We start from the raw sequence: 19,992 nt of genomic DNA on the forward strand, positions 1-19,992 counted from the left end.
GCGCGATTATAACGATATCTTTTCCAGCGTGCCCAGAGGGCAGTGCTGAAGAAGCGTATTCAGTGGGCGACCATCGGGCAGGATCAGTTCCGGTGCCAGTTCAGCCAGAGGCCAGAGAACAAAATTGCGCTCGGTCATGTAGGCATGGGGAACGGTCAGGCGCGGCGTCGATATCACTTGGTCACCATACAGCAGCAGGTCCAGGTCAAGGGTGCGAGGTCCCCAGTGGATCTTGCGCACGCGCTGGTGCATTTGCTCGATTGCCTGTAGCGCATCGAGCAGGGCTTCGGGCTCCAGACGGGTATCCAGAGCAGCAACCGCGTTGATGTAATCGGGCTGGCCGGGGGGGCCGACAGGATCGGAACGGTAGAGCGACGAGCGTGCAGCCAGCGTAGTGTCAGGCAGTAGCTTCAGCTCTTGCAGCGCGGTGCTGACCTGCGCCAGCGGGTCCTCAAGGTTGCTGCCCAGGCCAATCCAGGCGCGTAACTGAGTCTTACTCATTGCTGGGGCGGCTGTCCTGCGCTGGACGGTTGCGCGGGCGACGACGACGTTTGCGGCGCGGCTTGTCATCCTGATCCGCGGGGACCATGTCACGTCGCGTCATCGGATTGGAGGACTGGTAGTCGGTCCACCACTGGCTCAGGCCCTGCAGCGGCTCACCACTGTTCTCACGCAGTACCAGAAGATCGTATGCAGCTCTGAAGCGAGGATGCTCCATAAGCTGATCGGCTTTCTTGCCCTGTCGACGCGGCAGGCGCAGCTGCAGTTCCCAGATTTCACGCACAGGAGTGGAGAATCGGCGTGGAATGGCAGTTGAGCGGACCTGCTCGGCCAGAACCTGATTGGCGGCCTCATGCAGCAGCGGGATCGGTGGCAGATCTGAGCTCTGCTCCAGCTGTTTGATTCTCAGCTGCAATGGATACCAGAGTAAGGCCGCAAACAGAAAGGCCGGGGTGACGCTCTTGCCCTGAGACAGACGTCGATCCGTGTTGCACAGGGCGTTGATCAGCAGGGTTTCCACCGGATACTCGTCATGTTCCAGCGCCGCATCGGTTTGCGGGAAAAGGAAGGCAAACAGACCGAAGCGTTGCAGCTGTCGGTAGGACGCCTCGCCGTGTCCACTCTGCAGCAGTTTGAGCACTTCATCAAACAGGCGTGCGGGGGATACATTGCCAAGCAGCGCTGCCAGTTCTCGAATCGGCGCTGCGGTACCGGGTTCCACTTCAAAACCGAGTTTGGCTGCAAAACGTGCAGCCCTGAGCATGCGCACCGGGTCTTCACGGTAGCGTTCACGTGCATCACCGATCATGCGCAGCTGGCGCTGTTTGAGGTCGGGATAGCCATTGGCAAAATCGAGTACGGTATGGTCACGCACATCGTAGTAAAGTGCATTGATGGTGAAGTCGCGGCGCAGGGCGTCTTCTTCGATGGTGCCGTATACGTTGTCGCGCAGGATCATGCCGGTGGCAGCCGTGCGGGCCTGGTCCTGAGTTGTCTCTTCCTGATCATGCGATGCCCTGAAGGTGGCGACCTCAATCACCTCGCGACCGAAACGGACATGCAGCAGCTTGAAACGGCGCCCAATCAGGCGACCACGTCGAAACAGCTCTTCGGCTTCTTCGGGGTGAGCTGATGTGGCGATGTCAAAATCCTTGGGAGTATGTCCCAGCAGCAGGTCGCGAATGCATCCGCCGACAAGGTAGCCCTCGAAGCCGGCATCCTGCAGCCGGTAGACAACCTTCATCGCATTGTCGTCCAGGTGACGACGAGGAATCTGGTGCTCGGACTCGTTGACGATGCGTCGCTGTCCCAATGGAAGCAGCTGTTCGGCAACGGGTGCCGATGGCAAGTTCTCCTGTGGGGCTGTGGTACTGGGTGTGCGGCGACGACTGAACATGACAAAGGCGATCAGGGCTGCTGCAGCAAATGCGAGCAGAATGATGAGCAGAGTATTAGACATCGTTTACTGGGGGTCCCTGTAATGGCTGATCACGGATGGGGCATCATAACACCTGCTAAAGCTTAGTATAAGGCTCGGAGCGGGCATGGTTGCGTGGTGGGGCAAAGCGTGAGGCGTGAATCAGGAGGGTGGGGGGTGTCGGTCGTAAAGTGACACCATGAAGCTTAGCTTGTTGTTGTTCTTCCTAAGAGCACTGATTGGGGAGCGCTGCAGTGCCACTCTATCGACCGACTAAGCCTCATTTTTATTTTTATTCGAGGCAGGTCACTCATCCGCAGGGCCATTTTTATTTTTATTGCCGGCACTGTTTCAGGGTGTACGTTGTTGTTGTTCTGCTTGTAATAAAGCAGGACGCGTGCCAAAAATCATAACCCTTTGTTTTATATTATTAAGCCTATATTGAACCCGATCATTCTTTCGTTTCTGGCAACAGAGTGTTACCGAATGTCACGGTTTGTGGGCGGTGTTGGGTAGTAAGGTAACACTTTTAAGTGTTACCGATTGTTACCCCTTGGGTTTGCGGGGGATACCCAGTTTCTGGCGTCGTTCCCACAGGCTTTTGCGGCTGATTCCGAGCGTTTTGGCCAGTTCGGTTTCGCTCATCTGGTCCTGGTTTTCAAGGACGAAGCGCTGGAAGTAGTCATCCAGGGACAGGTCTGTGCGGGCGCCGGAGGAAGCGTCGCTGTCAACAGGTGGCGGTCTGTGCCGTTGGGCGTACTGGCTTTCGATGTCGGCCAGGCTTTGCTGTTCCAGCTCAAGGCCCAGAAGATCAGGAGTGATCTGCCGACCATCGGCCAGAATGACGGCGCGCTCAATCGCATTTTCCAGCTCTCGCACATTGCCGGGCCAGTGATAGCTGCGCAGAAGCTCCAGTGCTTCGGGGCTGAAGTTGAGAGACTCACACCGCATCTTTTCGGCCTGCTTGGACAGGAAGGCTTCCGCCAGTTCCAAAATGTCGTCTTCTCGTGCCCTCAGCGGAGGCATGCGCAGCTCCATCACATACAGGCGGTAATACAGATCTTCACGGAACTGGCCGGAACGAGCGCGGGTCTTGAGGTCACGATGTGTAGCAGCGATCAGACGCACATCCACCTTGAGCGGTTGTACTGCCCCAACCCTGCGAATTTCACCCTCCTGCAGGAAACGCAGCAGACGAGCCTGAGCTTCCAGAGGCAGTTCACCGATTTCGTCCAGAAACAGGGTGCCGCCATCGGCGGCTTCAATCAGGCCGCTGCGGCCGCTGGTTGCACCGGTAAAGGCACCTTTCTCATGCCCGAACAGTTCGGATTCGATCAGTGTCTCCGGTATGGCGGCGCAGTTGACGCACACCATGGGGCGGTTGGCCCTGTTGCTCTGTTCGTGAATGGCGCGGGCGGCCAGCTCCTTGCCGGTGCCGGATTCGCCAAGGATCAATACGGTAGCGTCGGTGCGTGCGACCTTGCCGATGCGGCGGTAGAGTTCCTGCATTGACTTGCAGGAGCCGATGATGCGCGTCTGCTCGGGCGCTTTACCGCTGGTGCTGCCGCCGATTTCATTGTCTGAAGCAGTACGGGGCTGTGACAGCGTGGCCGCCACGGTTTTCAGCATTTCGTCGTGATCGAACGGCTTGGCAATATAGTCGACGGCACCAAGCTTCATGGCATCCACCGCGGAGCGCAGGCTGGCATAGCTGGTCATGATCAATACCGGCACCGATCCGGCCAGTCCGATGAGGTCGGTGCCAGGCGCACCGGGCAACCTCAAATCGGTGATGATGAGGTCAAAGCCATCCAGGCTGAAGTCGCCACAGGCTTCGGCTACCGAGCCTGCATCACTGACTTCATATCCGTTTTTTTCCAGCAGGCGCCTGAGCGCTGAGCGGATGATACTTTCATCCTCGACAATCAGAATTCGACTCATCCGGACAAACCTTCTCCATGAGCAGCCGGCGACGCAAGGGTATTTTCCTCGTTCAGCCGGGGTAAGGTGATTACGACCTGAGTGCCTTTGTTCTGGTTTTTGTTGGCCGGGCTAAGAATCTCGATATTACCATAATGCTGCACAATGATGTTGTAGACCAAAGGCAGGCCCAGACCGGTTCCGCGTCCGGGTTCCTTGGTGGTGAAAAATGGCTCGAACAGGCGATTGAGGTGCTCCGGGGCGATGCCAGTGCCCTCATCGGTAATACGAATGCAGATGCTGGTTTCGCTTCCCTGTGCCTCGATTTCAATCAGCCCCTGCGGTGGCGAGGCATCACTGGCGTTGTTAAGCAGGTTCACGAACACCTGCAGCAGCAGTTGCAGGTCGCCGCGGATCTGCAGGGACGGATCAACCTGATTGACAAAATGCTGCTGTCGGCTGTGGCTGTCGAGGGTGACCAGATGGATCGCTTCATCAATGCAGTGGCGTAAATCGAGCGACTCGAAATGCTCCGGGCCTTCCTGGCGGCCGGTGTGGGCAAAACGCACCAGCGATTGAACGATGCGGTTAATGCGACGGGTCTGATCAACAATCTGATCGCCGGTTTCCAGCACCTCGGGCAGATCCGTTTCCAGCTTCAGATTTTGGGCCAGACAGGCGATGCCGGTCACCGGATTACCGATCTCGTGAGCGACGCCGGCCGCAAAGCGACCGATGGAGGCCAGGCGTTCGCTGTGGGCCAGCTTGCGGGCCATCATCAGATGCTCGGTTTCCTCTTCAATCAGCAGGACCTTGCCTTGCGCAGGTGTGTCATCCAGACGTGCCTTGTGCAGGCTGAACCAGCGATGCTCGCCGTGCAGCTCAATCATTTGAGCTTCCTGGTGCAGGGTATCGTTGTCTGCAAATTCCTTCAGCAGACGGCTCCATGGCAGTGGCAAGTGTGCCAAAGGATTGCCGAGAGCCTGTTCTGCACTCAGCCCTGTGTACTGCTCCAGCTCGGCATTCCAGAACAGGATGCGGTGGTCTGCATCCAGCGTGCAAACCCCGATAGGCAAGCGCTGTAAGGTGGCGCGATGGTAGCGTCTGAGCTGGTCCAGCTCGGCTGCAAGGCCCGACAGGCGTTGGTCGTAGGTTTCAAGTTGCTGCTCCAGCAGATGGACCTCGCGGGCCTTGAAACCGGCGCTGCGATCAGTTTCCAATGGTTGCAGCAGTGCTGTTGCCTCCACAGGTCCCAGCAGGGCGGAAAGGTTCTGTTCCAGCTGGGTCCGCAGGCGCAGGCTGTCCAAAGGTCTCAGCTGGCCTGGGCTCAGCTGCAGTGTGAACATGGCACGCTGGACTTCCCGCTGTGCAGGCTGTTCCCCCAGTCTGGGTGTCAGGCGGGCGACAAACTCCGCTTCACTGGCGGCAGCCAGGCCCAAGCCCAGAGGACGGGGCATGACGTTGAGCGCACAGGCTTCGGCGGCCTGTCTCTCGCCCTCGTGGCCGGGGAAAAGCAGGGAGCCGAGTACCAGCAGCGCCGTGTTAAGCAGTACCGATAATAGAGCGACCTTGTACCACTGACTCAAGGCTCCGGCATCCAGCGGAGCGCCATCCAGCATCATCGGCAGCAGCATGCCCAGTGCCCAGAGGCCTATCCCCCCTGTCAGACCGAGAAGAAAACCGGTGCGACTGGCGTTGGGCCAGTACAGGGTTGCGAGTATTCCCGGCAGAAACTGAAGAAAGGCGATAAATGCCAGCAGCCCAAGCTGGTTCAGTGAAAACTGCTGACCTATATGGCGGAAAAACAGATAGCTGCCCAGCATTACCGCCATGATGATCAGTCGTCGCAACCACAGCAACCAGGCGTAGAAGCGGACATTGTCCGGTACCCGTACCAAAGGCAGTACGACATGGTTTTGCAGCATCGATGCCAGCGCCACGGTGGCCACTATGATGATGCCACTGGCCGCCGATAGCCCGCCGATGAACGTCAACAGACTGAACCACGGCAATTGCAGGTTCTGCCCCAACTGCAGCAGCAGGTATTCGGGATTGGTGATCGCATCGTGCTTCATGCCGGCCCAGAGAATGGGGGGAACAGTGATGGCAAGTAGTAGCAGGAAAAGAGGAATACCCCAGCTGGCGCGGTACAGGCTTTCGGTGGGCAGGTTTTCCGTGAACGCAATGTGGAACATGTGCGGCATGACAAAGGCACAGGCAAAAAACGCCAGCAGCAGAATTTGCCAGTGACTGGTGTCCGGCGGCTGTTGTAGTCGCTGCAGCGCCTCCGGGTTACGCTGCAGCCAGTCCCCGAGCCCATCGACACCACCCAGCAAGGCCCAGAATGCATAGGCTGCAATCAGCAGCAGGGCAATCAGTTTGAACAGAGATTCAAGCGCGATGGCGAATACCAACCCGCGATGGCTGCTGCGAAGAGAGGCATGTCGAGCACCAAACAGCAGGGTGAAGAGGGTGAGAATGATGCAGAAGCCGGCTGCCGCCCGATTGGAAGAGATGCGATCATTCAGCATGGGCAGCGAGTCGGCCAGTGCCTGAATCTGGATCGAGATCAGCGGCAGGCTGATAAACAGCATTAATAAAGTAGTCAGCGTTCCTACACCGCCACTGCGAAAACGGAAGGCAAACAGATCCGGCAGCGAGCTGAGCTGGTGTCGCCGAGTAATTCTCAGCAATGGAATCAGCACCAATGGGGCAAGGAGAAAACTGATGGAGGCCCCCATGTAAGAGATCAAATAGACATAGCCGGAATGATACGCAACGCCAAAGATGCCATAGAAGGTCCAGGCGCTGGCAAACACACCAAGTGCCAACACATGCACCAATGGGTGTCGGGTGATGCGTTCAGGCAGTAACCCCTTGTCGGTGAGCCAGGCGGCGCCGAACAATGCGAGAAGATAGCCACAGCCGAGCAGGGCCAGCAGACTGAGATCAAAGTTCATGGTGACGGTGGCGCCATTCGGCGGTCGCTGCCAGCAGGATCAGCAGCGCCCAGATCAGAAAAGGCATCAGCCAGTGGCCGCTGTGGAATAGCCACAGCTCGACCAGTCCCGGCAGCAGCAGAGTGGCCAGCAACAGAAGCAGCAGTAGGCGATGCAGATACATATTCAGGTCTCGGATTCACACAGGCTCAGTGTGCCGGGAACTGCAGTGATGTTCCAGTGCGTGATGGCCCACGAGAGCAACTCATCCCGACTGGCTGTTGCCAGATCGGCGGGTGGCTTCTGGCCGAGAAGTGACAGCGCGCGCAGCAGCAGTTGTTGGCGTTGGCCAGGGTCGATCGCCGGTGCCAGGTTCTGTTTGCTCAGCTTCTGCCCGGCCGGGTTTGTGATCACGGGTATATGCGCGTACTGGGGTGTCGAATAGCCAAGCAGGGTTTGCAGCGCGATCTGGTGCGGTGTTTCGTCGATCAGATCGCTTCCTCGCACAATGTCGGTTACACCTGCGGCCGCGTCATCAACGACGACGGCCAGCTGATAGGCAAACAGCCCATCACGGCGAAACACGACAAAATCCCCGCGATCATTCTGCCAGTCGTACGTTCTGAAACCCTGGATGCGGTCATGAAACTGTTGCTCTGCCTGTGGGTGAATCACCCGAACGGCGCAGCTGGCAGAGGCGGATGGCGGATGACGCCGGCAGTGGCCATCATACAAGCCCGTCACGCCTCTGGTTCTGAGCTGCTTGCGACTGCAGCTGCAGCGATAGGCAGTGCCTTGGTCCAGTAACTGCTCCAGTGCGTCCTGATAGCACTTCAGCCGCGTGCTTTGGTATATCACAGGGCCATCCCAGTGCAGGCCGAAGGCGTCAAGGGTGTGCAGAATCGAATCGGCCGCGCCGGGCTGTTCGCGTGGCGGGTCAAGATCTTCTATCCGCAGCAGCCACTCGCCATTGCGCGAACGCATATCGAGATAGCTTGCCAGTGCGGCAAGCAGAGAGCCGAAATGGAGTGGGCCGGTCGGTGACGGGGCAAAACGTCCGATGCAACTCAAGGTGAGGGCTCGATGTCAGGCGGGAGTCGGGGGCCAGAGGCCCCGACGCGCAGGCTCAGCGTCCGAGCTGCTTTTCCTTGATTTCAGCCAGCGTCTTGCAATCGATGCATAGAGTGGCCGTCGGGCGTGCTTCAAGACGGCGGATGCCGATCTCGACACCGCAGGCCTCGCAGTAGCCGTAGTCATCGGAGTCGATGCTTTCAAGCGCTTCGTCGATTTTGCGAATCAGTTTGCGCTCGCGGTCACGGGTGCGCAGTTCAAGGCTGAATTCCTCTTCCTGACTGGCGCGGTCGCTTGGGTCAGCAAAGTTGGAGGCTTCTTCCTTGAGATGCGTGATGGTGCTGTCGACTTCCTCCATCAGCTCGCGTTTCCAGCCAAGAAGAATCTTGCGGAAATGCTCTTTCTGCGCTTCGTTCATGTATTCTTCGCCGTTATCCAGCGGGTAAGGTTCGAAGTGCATGAACTTGGTATCTGTTGTTTTAGGCATGGGCGCAGCCTCACGTCATTGGGGGCTCAGACCATGGAAAGCCCGATTGCTCCGGCCTGGCGCCCTGATATGGGAACACTATGGTGCTTTAAAAGCCGGTGAAAGTACCAGAACCCCAGTCTTTAGGCTAGACCTGTTTGGCCTTTTTGCCATCGCGATTGATTTCACCCGCTGCAACAGAGGCTTGCAACAGGTGTTGTCGGATATACTGAGGCGCTTATCTGGATCGGAGGAGTGAAGATGATATCGGACTGGACTGCACGGGCACGCGAGATTGATTCGTTCAAGGTGATGGATCTGCTCAAGCGTGCGGCCGAGCTGGATGCCGAGGGCAGGGATGTGGTGCATATGGAGGCCGGGGAGCCCGACTTTCCCACAGCAGAGCCAATCATGCAGGCTGCACGTCGAGCCATGGATGCAGGGCATACGCGTTATACCCCGGCAGGTGGCATCATGCCGCTGCGTGAAGCTATCGCGGATTTTTACCAGCGGCGCTATGGCGTCAACATCAGTCCGCGCCAGGTGTTGGTTACGGCCGGTGCTTCTGGAGCTCTTTTGCTGGCGTTCTCGTTGCTGGCGGCGCCTGGCAGTCGTTTCATGCTGGCGGATCCGGGCTACCCCTGCAATCGTCAGTTTCTACGCCTGCTGGAAGCACGTGGGCAGTTGGTGCCGGTGGGACCGGAGCTGAACTATCAGTTGAATGCGGATCTGGTGGAGCAACACTGGGCCGCCGATACGGCAGGGGTGTTGCTGGCGTCCCCATCAAACCCTACCGGGTCGGTTGTACCAACGGATCATCTGCGCGCCATTGCGGATCAGGTGCGCCAATGTGGCGGCTCGCTGATCGTGGATGAGATCTATCATGGTCTCACCTATGGCTTTGATGCGGACACTGTGTTGGGTGTGGCACCGGATGCGCTGGTGCTGAACAGCTTCTCCAAGTATTTCGGCATGACCGGCTGGCGCCTGGGTTGGCTGGTGGCACCGGAAGAGGCCGTGGCTGAGATGGAAAAGATTGCCCAAAACCTGTTCATCTCGCCGGCAACGCTGTCACAGTATGCCGCGCTGGCCGCATTTGAGCCGGCCACGATCGAGATACTGGAACAGCGCCGACAGGCGTTTGCGTTACGTCGTGATCGGCTCGTGGCTGGGTTAAGGGAGCTGGGCTTTGGTATTCCTCGCATGCCGGAAGGTGCTTTCTATGTCTATGCCGATGCTTCTCACCTGACCGATGACAGCTTTGCCTTCTGCTGGTCGCTTCTGGAGGAGGATCATGTCGCGGTGACACCAGGGGCCGATTTTGGTCATAACCGGTCTGAGCGATATATCCGCTTCTCCTATACCACGGGACTGGATAGGATCGAACTGGCGCTGGAGCGCCTGCAACAGCGGATCAGTCGCGCGTAAGCCACACCTCGCCATCGCGAACTTCGACGGGCAACGCTTCCAGTTGCTCGCCGGGGCAGGGGCCCGCGATACAGATGCCGTCATCAATTCCGAACAGAGCACCGTGGGTGGCACACTGGATGAACTGTTTCTCGTAGTCGAGGAACTGGTTCGGTTGCCACTCCAATCGGATGCCGCGATGCGGACAGCTGTTGCGCCAGGCAACAACACTCTCACCGCGTCGGATCAGCAACAGAGCGGTGCCATCCTCAAGATCAAACCCCCGCGGGCTGTTGAGCTGTAATTCATCGAGTGTGCACAGTTTCAAGGGATAGCAGCCTTTCGGTTGGTGTCAGTCAGTGATCAGACGTTGCGCGCGCAGCTGCGCCATCAGCTGTTCGATCGCTTCATCATCGCGGGTGTCCACCGGCAATGTGATCAGCTGCTCTTCGCTGGTCAGGGGTTGCTGTACTTTCATCTGTTCGCGCATGACGCTGACATCGGCATCGGAAGGGTCGCGGCCTTCCGCTTCACGTCGTTTCAGACGCGCCTCAATCAGGTTGAGTTCGCAGTGGCAGCTGATAATTCTCACCGGGATGCCGAGGTTCTTTGCGAGCTCGACGTAGGCATTGCGGGTGCGCTGTCGAATGAACGTGGCATCAACCACCACGGAGTATCCGGCCTTCAATGCCTGAGCCGTTGTGTCATGCAGATACTGAAAGGTCCGCGTGTTCATTTCGGCCCCATACAGTGCCAGTGAATGGCCTTGCAGGGATAGCTCACGGTAGATGCGTTTGCGTTCGACGTCAGACCGAATGCGTATGACGCCGACCGCTTCTGCAAGGCGTTCGCTCAAATAGCTTTTGCCGCTGCCGCTGACCCCGTGCATCAGGAATACGGTAGGGCTGCGCTCTCGACAGTAGTGGGCTGTCAATTGCAGATAGTGGCGGCAGGTCTCAAGGTCGGGCTCCAGCCCAAGCATTGCAACCTTCGCACGCACCATGGAGCGGTAGGCCTTGAAAAAATTCAGCAGTGGCAGGCTGGAGTAGTCGCCGGTCAGCTCCAGATAGCGGTTAAGGCAGCGGTTGGCCCAACGGAATTGCTGGTTGGCCTCCAAATCCATCAACAGAAACGCCAGATCGGAGATCGTGTCTATCCAGCGAAACTCCAGATTGAACTCAATACAGTCAAACAGACGCAGCTGATCGTGAAACAGGTTTATGTTGGCCAAGTGCAGGTCGCCGTGGCATTCGCGGACATGCCCCTCGCGTTTGCGCTGCCTGAGCCTGTCTTCCAGTGCACGGAACTGTTGTGCGATCTGTGCAGACAGACGCTGCAGCAGGCTCCAGTCGTCGGTATCGAGATGATCAGGCGGGATATGGCGGAAGTTGTCAGCCACGACCTCCCACAGTGTATCAGGCTCACCCCAGGGGCTGTCCTGAGCCACGATCGGGATTTTTTGGTGGAATTCTGCAATCTGTTCGGCCAAAAGGTCGATCCAGTGGCTTTCAAACAGCTGTCGCTGCAGCAGGCGGTCAAGCCGAAGTTCAGGATCGAACTGATACATTCGGACCGCGTATTCGATAATCTCCTCGCTGGCTCCCAGCTTGGGTTCTGTGCAAGAGCCTCCAATTGGAACCACATCGATGTAGATATCCGGTGCAAGGCGCTGGTTTAGACGCAGTTCCTCTTCACAGCAGTGGCGTCGCTGCTCAAGCGTGGTGAAGTCAAGAAAGCCGAAGTTGACCGGCTTCTTGATTTTGTAGGCAAACTCGCCTGTGAGCAGCAGCCAGGAGATGTGTGTTTCAATCACTCGGATCGGGCCGGTCGGGTGAGGATAATGCCCGGGCTCGCTCAGTGACTGTATCAGTTTGGGTAACATGAGACTCCTGCTGTTGTCAGCGATGGCATAAGATTATACTGACGCGATGACTAAAAAGAGAACCACCACCGCAAAACGATCTGCCTCCCGTCAGGCAAAACGACCCTCTCGTCTGCGCCGCCTGTTGGGATGGCTGCTCAAACTGGGTGTGGTTTTGTCGGTTATCGCCGGCGTTGGCCTGATCTATCTGGATGCCCAGGTGCGCAGCAAGTTTGAAGGCAAACGCTGGGCACTGCCGGCAAAAGTATATGCACGACCGCTGGAGCTGTACCCCGGACAGAAACTGGCCATGGATGAGCTCAAACAGGAACTCAGAGCGCTGGGGTATCGCTTTGAGCGCCAGGCCAGCCGGCCGGGAAGTGTCGAATGGGCAAGTAGCAGGGCGCGTATTCACAGTCGAGGTTTCAATTTTCCTGATGGGGCTGAGCCATCGCATGACATGCTGCTGAGTTTCTCCGGTGATCGGCTTGAGTCCATCCGGGCTCAGAGTGGACAGCAACTGCCGCTGGTGCGGCTGGAGCCGATTCTGATCGGTGGTATTTACCCTCGCTCCAATGAAGACCGTGACCTGATCAAGCTGGAGCAGGCCCCCCCTCATCTTGCGCAAGCCCTAGTCACGGTCGAAGACCGGGCGTTCTATGAACACCACGGCGTTTCGCTCAAGGGAATCGCCCGTGCCATGTGGGTCAATATCCGTGCCGGTCGTTTTGCCCAGGGCGGCAGTACGTTGACCCAGCAGCTGATAAAGAACTTCTACCTAACCTCGGACCGTACCCTGAGTCGCAAGCTGCTGGAGCTGCCGATGGCGGTACTGCTGGAACTGCACTATTCCAAGGAAGAGATTCTTGAAGCCTATCTGAATGAAGTGTATCTGGGGCAGTCCGGCAGTCGCGCGATTCACGGCTTTGGGCTGGCCAGTCAATACTTCTTTGCTCGACCGATTACCGAGCTGGAGTTGCATCAGGTGGCATTGTTGGTTGGGATGGTGAAAGGCCCATCCTGGTATGATCCGCGTCGCCATCCAGAACGCGCGCTTGAGCGCCGCAACCTGGTGCTGAAAATGCTGTTTGAACAGCGCCACATCAGCCGGGCGGAATATGATGAAGCCCAAGGCCGGACGCTGGGCGTGGTACAGCAACGCAGCCTGCACAAGGGGATGTATCCCGCTTATCTTGATCTCGTCAAGCGCAAGTTGAGGGAAGAGTATCGCGATGATGATCTGGCAACGGAAGGGCTGCGCATCTTCACGACCCTTGACCCGCTGGTACAAACCCGTGCCGAGGCGGCGCTGGAACAGAGCCTGAAGCAGCTTGAGCAGCGCTATGGCAATAAGGCTGCCGGACTTGAGGCCAGCATGGTGGTAACGGATCCTCAGACAGGTGAAGTGCTGGCGCTGATTGGTGGGCGTGAAACACGCTACGAAGGCTTCAACCGTGCGCTGGATGCGCTGCGTCCAATCGGCTCTTTGGTAAAGCCTGCGGTATATCTGGCGGCGCTGGAGCATGGCTATACACTGGCAACGCCGCTGCAAGATGAGCCTTTTGAGCTGAAGCAGCCAGATGGATCTCTGTGGCAGCCGCAGAATTTTGATCGCCGCAGTCACGGGGTGGTGCCGTTGCACCGTTCACTGGCGCTTTCCTATAATCAGTCCACCGCTCGTTTGGGTATGGAGGTTGGTCTGGGGCGCGTGATTGATATGCTGGAGCGTCTTGGTGCCGAGCGCGAACTCAAGTCTTTTCCCTCTCTGCTCCTGGGTGCGCAGGCGCTCTCGCCACTGGAACTGGCCAGTATCTATCAGACTATCGCGGCGAATGGCTTCAAGATGCCTTTGCGAGTGATACGCCGTGTGACCGATGCCGAAGGCAAAGAGTTGTCACGTTATCCGTTTACATTGAAACAGCAGGTCAAGCCGGAAATTGTACATCTGATGCAGTATGCCTTGCAGGAGGTTGCGCGCGAAGGTACGGCACGCAGCGTATACAATACTCTGCCGGCGAATCTGAACGTGGCCGGCAAGACCGGTACCTCGAACGACCAGCGCGACAGTTGGTTTGCTGGTTTTACGGGTGATCGGCTTGCAGTGGTCTGGCTGGGGCGTGATGATAATACGTCACTGCCGTTCACCGGATCGAGTGGAGCCCTGCGGGTCTGGACCGAGCTGATGCGACGCGAACGTCCGGAACCGTTTATCGCAACTCGCCCTGCCGGTGTTGAGTATGTCTGGATCGATGAGGCTACAGGTCTGCGCTCGGATGAGCGCTGTGAGGGGTCTCGTCAGCTGCCGTTCCTGCAGGGCACAGCACCAGAACAAAGCGTCGATTGCGGTCTGCATAATCCGATTAACCGCTCACTTGACTGGTTCCGCAACTGGTTTAACTGATCAAAGAAGGACAGGATGAAAAAGATCTGTTTGATGGCAGCATTTGCTGCTCTGCTTGCCGGCTGTGCAGGCCCCAATCCCTATCGTGCGCCTGTAGAGGATAGGGGCGCGCGCGCTCCCGCTGCAGAGCCGCCTGGCAGTGTGGTTCCGGTTGAGGAAACCCCGGGGGTGCAGGTGATTCCGGTGGGTGAAGCGCCGGTGATACGTGCCCAGCGTGAAGCACCGCAGCCCATGTCCGGTCAGGCGATCACTGAAACGCTGCCGGTACAGCCACAGAGCCCAGCGGTTGTTGCCTTGCTGGAAAATGCCCGCAGCGATACCGGCAGTGGCGATTTGCGCACGGCCCAGAGTCGATTGGAGCGCGCCCTGCGTATCGCCCCGCGTGACCCTGAGGTCTATATCCAGCTGGCGGATGTGCAGCGTCGACAGGGGCAGTTTTTGCAAGCGGAACAGGTTGCTTTGAAGGGAATCAGCATCGCTTCCGGGCAGGACAGCGCCCTGCGCCGTTTATGGACGCTGGTTGCCGAAATTCGCAATGAAGGAGGTAACAGTGCAGGTGCGGCTGAAGCGCGCCAGCGAGCCGCCGCCTATTGAGGCGACGGCTGTTTGACCTGGCTCAACAGGGCAAAGGCAAACAGAGGCAGGGCCGCTGCCAGTGCTGAGCTGAGCACAAAGGCTGGTAACGGGGGCACCGGCAGAAGCGGACTGCACACGGCAACCGCCAGCAGCAGCCCACTGCCGGCTGAGGCCAGTCGTGCAAAGGTGCCGTGCAGGCGCAGGGCGGCACCCAGCAGCACAAAGCTGATGGCGATGCCGATCGCCAGTGTGTAGGCCTCGCCAAGCCCCATGCGTCGGCACAGTTCAAACAGAGCAAACAGTCCCAGCAGCCATCTTCCCCAGCCCGCTCTGGACCAGTGCCATTGCATCGCCTGTCCTGCCATGACGGTGGCCAGCAGGGGCAGGGCGGCATACAGTGCCAGGTTGTCCAGCATGCGCTGCAGCGTTTCGATATCCTGCCCGCTGTCCGTGAGTGTCAGGCGGCCCAGTGCGGCCAGAGCCACAAACACCAGTGCGAGGCAGCTCACTTTCAACAACAGACTCTGCTCTTCAGACGTGTCTTCCGTCTGGCGGAACATCAGTACCGCACTGAACAGGGCGGCTGCCAGCAGTACAATATCGCCCGCCATGTGTTATCCCGCCAGCTTGGCAAATACACTGTCAGCCGCTTCCAGGGTCGCATCCAGCTCGGCTTCTGTGTGTGCATTGGAAACAAAGCCGGCTTCAAACGCAGAGGGCGCCAGATAGATACCTGCGTCCAGCATGCCGTGGAAGAATTCACCAAAACGTTTCGCGTCGCAGCGCATCACATCAGCAAAGCTGCTGACTGTCTCCTGCTCGGTGAAGAAAAGGCCGAACATGCCGCCAATGGCGCTGGTGGTGAACGCAACACCGTGCCGTTTGGCCATTGCTTCCAGCCCTTGGGTCAGATATTCGGTTTTGGCAGAAAGCTGTTCATGGATACCCGGCTCACGCAGTGCCTGCAGCATGGTCAGACCTGCCGCCATCGCCAGCGGGTTACCTGACAGAGTGCCGGCCTGATACACCGGACCCAGCGGGGCGATATGCTGCATAATCTCACGCTTGCCCCCGAAGGCTCCGACCGGAAGGCCGCCACCGATGATCTTGCCCAGTGTGGTCAGGTCCGGTTTGATGTTGAAATATTCCTGAGCACCGCCCAGCGCCACACGGAATCCGGTCATCACCTCGTCGAAAATCAGTACACTGCCGTGTTCGTCACAGACTTCGCGCAGACACTCCAGAAAGCCCGGTTCGGGCAGAATACAGTTCATGTTGCCGGCAACGGGTTCAACAATAATGCAGGCAACCTGATCGCCGATCTCGGCAAAAGCCTGGCGGACATTGTCGATATCGTTATAGGTCAGGGTAATCGTGTGCTCGGCCAGTGAGGCCGGCACTCCGGGTGAGTTGGGCTCACCCAGCGTCAATGCGCCGGAGCCGGCCTTGACGAGCAGAGAGTCGGAGTGACCATGGTAGCAGCCCTCGAACTTCACGATCTTGTCACGACCGGTGTAACCGCGGGCCAAACGGATGGCGCTCATGGTGGCCTCGGTACCGGAGCTGACCATGCGGACCATCTCCATGGAGGGCACCAGTTCGCAGACCAGATCAGCCATTTCGGTTTCAATGCCGGTGGGGGCACCAAACCCGAGGCCGTTATCCAGTGCAGCGCGCACCGCTTCAATCACGGGAGGGAATGAGTGCCCAAGCAGCATGGGGCCCCACGAACCTACATAGTCGATGTAGCGGCGGTCGTCTTCGTCATACAGGAAAGGACCCTCACCACGCTTGAAGAAAACTGGGGTGCCGCCAACACCCTTGAATGCGCGAACCGGGGAATTGACGCCACCGGGGATGTGAGTCTGAGCGGCCTTGAACAGGGATTCTGAACGGGACATGTGTCGCTTCCTTTAATGGTCTTGTGCCTGAATACGGAACAGCCGGCTGAACTGTTCAGCCCGAGTGCGAATATCCTGCGCGGCGAACAGGGCGTGCACGACTGCGGTCATGTCGGCGCCAGCTGCAATCACTTGTGTCGCATTATCCACGCTGAGGCCGCCTATCGCTACCATGGGTACACTCAGTTGCGCTCGTGCCGTGGAGAGCAGTGACAAAGGAGCCGGGCTGGCGCCTGGTTTGGTGTTGGAGGGGAAAAAAGCGCCGAAGGCAACATAGTTGGCACCTTCGGCCTGGGCCCTGATTGCAAGCTCAAGCCGGTCATGGCAGGTCTGTCCGATGATGGCGGTTTTGCCCAGTCGCTGTCGTGCCTCCGTGAGGCTACCATCCTTCTGCCCCAGATGGACGCCGTCAGCCTTGCAGGACAGTGCCAGCTCCACATCATCGTTGATCAGGAAGATACAATTATGGCTTTGGCACAATGCACGCAAGGCGCTGGCCTGATCGAGGCGATGCTCTGAATTGTTTGACTTGTCCCGATACTGCAGGACTTTCATGCCGCCAGCGATGGCCGCTTCACAGGCGTTCAGCATGGTCTGGGTATCGGGCATGAGGGTGGCATCGGTAATGCCGTAAAGACCTGATAAAGAGAATGTAGGCATCAGAGGCTCTGCTTGTGGTTGTAGTAGGACTCGATCTGTTCTTTGCTGATCAGCCCCAGTGGGGACTCCTGGTTGCTTACGACAAGCAGGTAATCAAGCTGATGTTGCAGCATCAGATCAAGCGCTTCCTTCAGCGTGGAGCGATAGAGCAGGGGCATTACATCCCGTCGCTGTGCCGGTATTTCCAGCAGGTTTATCGACAGCTCGGGGTCGGTTTTGTCTGCCGCTTCATTTTCAAGCCAGACTTTCAGGTCCGCCGGCGGCAGCAAAAAGCTGTTATCACCCTTTTGCACCAGCAGCCACTGAGGTGCTGCGGTCAGCAGGTCACGTGCAGACGACAGGCTGATGATACTCTCAGTCTCCGCAAAGTTTCGTTGCATCAGGCTGCCAACGGCTGCTCGAGACAGCACCTGAGTCAAGGGTGCCTGGCGTAGATCCATCCCCTGTGCCTGCAAAGAGGCATGAAATATCGAAGGCAGGCCGAAACCGTAACGGGTGGTGAGGTTGGCGGTGACGATTGCCAGCATGCCGGGCAGGATGATCGCGGTGTTGTGGGTCAGCTCCAGCATCGCCAGCAGGGCTGCCAGCGGGGCGTTGAGCAGAGCCGCCATCATCGCACCCATGCCAAGCATGGCGTAAAGTGCAGTGTCGGCCGTCAGCCCCAGGCTGTTGCCTGTCGCACCAAGTAAAGCGCCTGCCGAGGCACCGATAAACAGAGAGGGTGCAATGAGCCCGGCCGGAATGCCCAGTGCGATGATCACTGGAGTCAGAAGCCATTTGGCCAGCAACAACCCCAGCAGCCAGATTGCCGCAGGCCGGGTGTGGAACAGGGCCTCGATTGTATCGTAGCCACTGCCCATGACTTCTGGCCAATGCATAGCTACCAGTCCGGTGAGAGTGCCAGCGAGAAGGAAGCGAGTGGGTATGCTCCACTGGCAAATGCGAAAGGTGTGGCGATACAGAAAATGAAAGCCGACCGCGAGAAGCCCGGTCATCAGCCCCAGTAGCATTACCAGCGGCAGTTCGGACAGCTCGTGGATCTGAAGGGCCGGGGCATTGAATACAATGGCTTCGCCTACAGTCAGGCGCACAACAACATCCCCGACCACGGCTGCTACCATAATGGGCAAAAAACCGACCAGAGTGTACTCAAGTAGAATCACTTCCATGGCAAAAATGACACCTGCCAGCGGTGTGTTGAAAGCGGCTGAGATGCCGGCAGCGGCACCGCAGCCAACCAGCAGGCGCAGCGTGTTGTTGGGCAGATTGAGGCGTTGGCCAAGCCAGCTGCTGGAGGCGGCGCCCATATGGACGGCCGGGCCTTCACGGCCAACCGAATGGCCGCTGGCCAGTGCAATGAGTGCGGCCAGCAGCTGGACCAGCATGTTGCTGCCGGGCATGCGACCCTGATGGTTGTTGAGGCGTTCCAGTAGGTGGACGATACCCACGCTGCGAGCATGGGCGGGGATCGAAAGGTAGAGCAGAATCAGCAACAGGCTGCCGACCACGGGAAACAGCAGGCGACTGATTTCGGGAAGGCTTTCAAAGTTTTCGGTGCCACCGGAAAGCAGCCAGTGCTGCAACAGGTTGTAAGCGCCTCGGAACAGGCTCATGAGTCCGCCGGCCACGAGCCCCGACAATACGCCAAGCACCACCAGCTGGGGCAAGGCATCAACATGAGCCAGCCGGGTGCGGAAGTGTTCCAGTGACAGCAGTCGGTGTGGCATGATGGGCTCTCGGGTGCTCGGTGGTCATCTGCAGAACGGCTGAGTATTATACCCTAACAGTTTTCGCATACTGATGAGAGGTGCATGTGGTCAAGGTAGGTATCGTCGGCGGAACCGGTTATACCGGTGTTGAATTGTTGCGGCTTCTGGCCAATCACCCGCAAGCGCGGGTTGAGGTCATTACATCCCGATCCGAGGAAGGCATCCCGGTTGCCGACATGTATCCCAACCTGCGTGGCCACCATGATATTACCTTTACGGTTCCGGATGTGGATCGGTTGGCGGCCTGTGATGTAGTGTTCTTTGCCACCCCTCACGGGGTTGCCATGAGTATGGCGCCAGAACTGGTCGAGCGCGGTGTGCGTGTAATCGATTTGGGCGCAGATTTCCGTATCAAGGATATCGAGCTGTGGGAAAAATGGTACAACCTTAAGCACACATGCCCTGATTTGGTGGCCAAGGCTGTGTATGGCCTGCCTGAACTGAACCGCGATCAGATCAAGGGTGCTGAGTTGATTGGTTGTGCTGGCTGCTATCCTACTGCCGTGCAGTTGGGTTATCTGCCACTGCTGGAAAGCAAGCTGGTTGATCACCGTCGCCTGATTGCGGACTGCAAGTCAGGTGCCAGCGGTGCGGGACGTGGTGCCAGCGTGGGTACTCTGCTGTGTGAAGCCAGCGAAAGCGTCAAGGCCTACGGTGTGCCCGGCCATCGCCATCTGCCGGAGATTCGTCAGGGTCTGTCCGGTATCGCTGAACGCCCGGTGGGACTAACCTTCTCGCCACACCTGATGCCGATGATTCGTGGTATTCATGCAACCCTGTACTCTGTGCTGAAGGATCCAGTGGGGCCTGATTTGCAGGCGCTGTTTGAAGAGCGCTATCGCAATGAGCCATTTGTTGATGTGATGCCGGCCGGCAGCCACCCTGAAACACGCAGTGTGAAAGGCTCCAATATGTGCCGCATCAGTGTGCACCAGCCGCAGGGGGAAGATGTCGTTGTTGTGCTGTCGGTTATCGACAATCTGGTCAAAGGGGCATCCGGTCAGGCAGTGCAGATCATGAACCTGATGTTTGATCTGCCGGAGCGTTCAGGCCTCGAACAGGTCGCACTGATGCCGTAATACTTGACTAATTTGGTTGGTTTA

Annotated in this window: 17 protein-coding genes; 4 read left to right on the top strand and 13 right to left on the bottom strand. The window is 58.1% G+C overall.

Going from position 1 to position 19,992, the window contains the following annotated elements; all coding sequences use genetic code 11:
* Positions 1–6 precede the first annotated feature (6 nt).
* From folK to dksA, 7 genes are all read right to left on the bottom strand, one after another.
* On the bottom strand, positions 7–501 hold the full coding sequence (gene folK / locus ACAM29_RS17130; protein ID WP_369624852.1) for a 2-amino-4-hydroxy-6-hydroxymethyldihydropteridine diphosphokinase: 495 nt from the start codon (positions 499–501) through the stop codon (positions 7–9).
* Positions 494–1,960, bottom strand: coding sequence for a polynucleotide adenylyltransferase PcnB (gene pcnB / locus ACAM29_RS17135; protein WP_206836692.1), 1,467 nt, complete (start codon positions 1,958–1,960; stop codon positions 494–496). Before pcnB ends, folK begins: the two co-directional genes overlap by 8 nt.
* Positions 1,961–2,464: 504 nt before the next feature.
* A complete protein-coding gene (locus tag ACAM29_RS17140; RefSeq protein WP_369624853.1) occupies positions 2,465–3,859 on the bottom strand; it encodes a sigma-54-dependent transcriptional regulator in 1,395 nt (464 codons plus the stop codon).
* Positions 3,856–6,798, bottom strand: a complete 2,943-nt coding sequence (locus ACAM29_RS17145) for an ATP-binding protein (protein WP_369624854.1) — start codon at positions 6,796–6,798, stop codon at positions 3,856–3,858. The genes ACAM29_RS17140 and ACAM29_RS17145 overlap by 4 nt, the downstream gene beginning before the upstream one ends.
* Positions 6,788–6,961 (bottom strand): hypothetical protein, encoded by a 174-nt coding sequence (locus ACAM29_RS17150; RefSeq protein ID WP_175527696.1) that lies wholly within the window; start codon positions 6,959–6,961, stop codon positions 6,788–6,790. Before ACAM29_RS17150 ends, ACAM29_RS17145 begins: the two co-directional genes overlap by 11 nt.
* 2 nt (positions 6,962–6,963) lie before the next feature.
* Positions 6,964–7,848: a tRNA glutamyl-Q(34) synthetase GluQRS gene (gene gluQRS, locus ACAM29_RS17155; RefSeq protein ID WP_369624855.1), complete on the bottom strand. Its 885-nt coding sequence runs from the start codon at positions 7,846–7,848 to the stop codon at positions 6,964–6,966.
* A 55-nt stretch (positions 7,849–7,903) separates the two neighbouring features.
* On the bottom strand, positions 7,904–8,335 hold the full coding sequence (gene dksA / locus ACAM29_RS17160; RefSeq protein WP_091827639.1) for an RNA polymerase-binding protein DksA: 432 nt from the start codon (positions 8,333–8,335) through the stop codon (positions 7,904–7,906).
* A gap of 240 nt (positions 8,336–8,575) precedes the next feature.
* On the opposite strand from dksA, the gene ACAM29_RS17165 reads away from it, so the two are divergent.
* Positions 8,576–9,742, top strand: coding sequence for a pyridoxal phosphate-dependent aminotransferase (locus tag ACAM29_RS17165; RefSeq protein ID WP_369624856.1), 1,167 nt, complete (start codon positions 8,576–8,578; stop codon positions 9,740–9,742).
* Here ACAM29_RS17165 and ACAM29_RS17170 read toward each other — a convergent pair.
* Complete coding sequence (locus ACAM29_RS17170) at positions 9,729–10,049, bottom strand: Rieske (2Fe-2S) protein (protein ID WP_091827637.1); 321 nt, start codon at positions 10,047–10,049, stop codon at positions 9,729–9,731. The two genes, ACAM29_RS17165 and ACAM29_RS17170, sit on opposite strands and share 14 nt — an antisense overlap.
* 24 nt (positions 10,050–10,073) lie before the next feature.
* Positions 10,074–11,603, bottom strand: coding sequence for a bifunctional aminoglycoside phosphotransferase/ATP-binding protein (locus tag ACAM29_RS17175; protein ID WP_091827636.1), 1,530 nt, complete (start codon positions 11,601–11,603; stop codon positions 10,074–10,076).
* A gap of 46 nt (positions 11,604–11,649) precedes the next feature.
* Here ACAM29_RS17175 and mrcB point away from each other — a divergent pair, with 46 nt between their 5' ends.
* Entirely contained in the window at positions 11,650–13,983 is a 2,334-nt protein-coding gene (gene mrcB, locus ACAM29_RS17180) for a penicillin-binding protein 1B (RefSeq protein ID WP_369624857.1), read from the top strand.
* Positions 13,984–13,998: 15 nt separating this feature from the next.
* Positions 13,999–14,577, top strand: a complete 579-nt coding sequence (locus ACAM29_RS17185) for a tetratricopeptide repeat protein (RefSeq protein ID WP_354409693.1) — start codon at positions 13,999–14,001, stop codon at positions 14,575–14,577.
* On the opposite strand, the gene ACAM29_RS17190 is transcribed toward ACAM29_RS17185, so the two are convergent.
* The 4 genes from ACAM29_RS17190 to ACAM29_RS17205 are packed head-to-tail and all read right to left on the bottom strand — an operon-like array spanning position 14,571 to position 18,847.
* Entirely contained in the window at positions 14,571–15,170 is a 600-nt protein-coding gene (locus ACAM29_RS17190) for a hypothetical protein (RefSeq protein ID WP_206836671.1), read from the bottom strand. The genes ACAM29_RS17185 and ACAM29_RS17190 overlap by 7 nt on opposite strands.
* A 3-nt stretch (positions 15,171–15,173) precedes the next feature.
* Entirely contained in the window at positions 15,174–16,460 is a 1,287-nt protein-coding gene (hemL, locus tag ACAM29_RS17195) for a glutamate-1-semialdehyde 2,1-aminomutase (protein WP_369624858.1), read from the bottom strand.
* 12 nt (positions 16,461–16,472) lie between these two features.
* Positions 16,473–17,120 carry a thiamine phosphate synthase gene (gene thiE, locus ACAM29_RS17200; RefSeq protein ID WP_369624859.1) on the bottom strand — a complete coding sequence of 216 codons (648 nt, stop codon included), beginning with the start codon at positions 17,118–17,120 and terminating at the stop codon, positions 16,473–16,475.
* A complete protein-coding gene (locus ACAM29_RS17205; protein ID WP_369624860.1) occupies positions 17,120–18,847 on the bottom strand; it encodes a chloride channel protein in 1,728 nt (575 codons plus the stop codon). The genes thiE and ACAM29_RS17205 overlap by 1 nt, the downstream gene beginning before the upstream one ends.
* Positions 18,848–18,933: 86 nt before the next feature.
* On the opposite strand from ACAM29_RS17205, the gene argC reads away from it, so the two are divergent.
* Positions 18,934–19,968 (top strand): N-acetyl-gamma-glutamyl-phosphate reductase, encoded by a 1,035-nt coding sequence (gene argC, locus ACAM29_RS17210; protein WP_091827675.1) that lies wholly within the window; start codon positions 18,934–18,936, stop codon positions 19,966–19,968.
* Positions 19,969–19,992: the final 24 nt, after the last annotated feature.

This window comes from Marinobacterium sp. BA1 (assembly GCF_041155135.1).
GTDB lineage: Bacteria > Pseudomonadota > Gammaproteobacteria > Pseudomonadales > Balneatricaceae > Marinobacterium > Marinobacterium iners.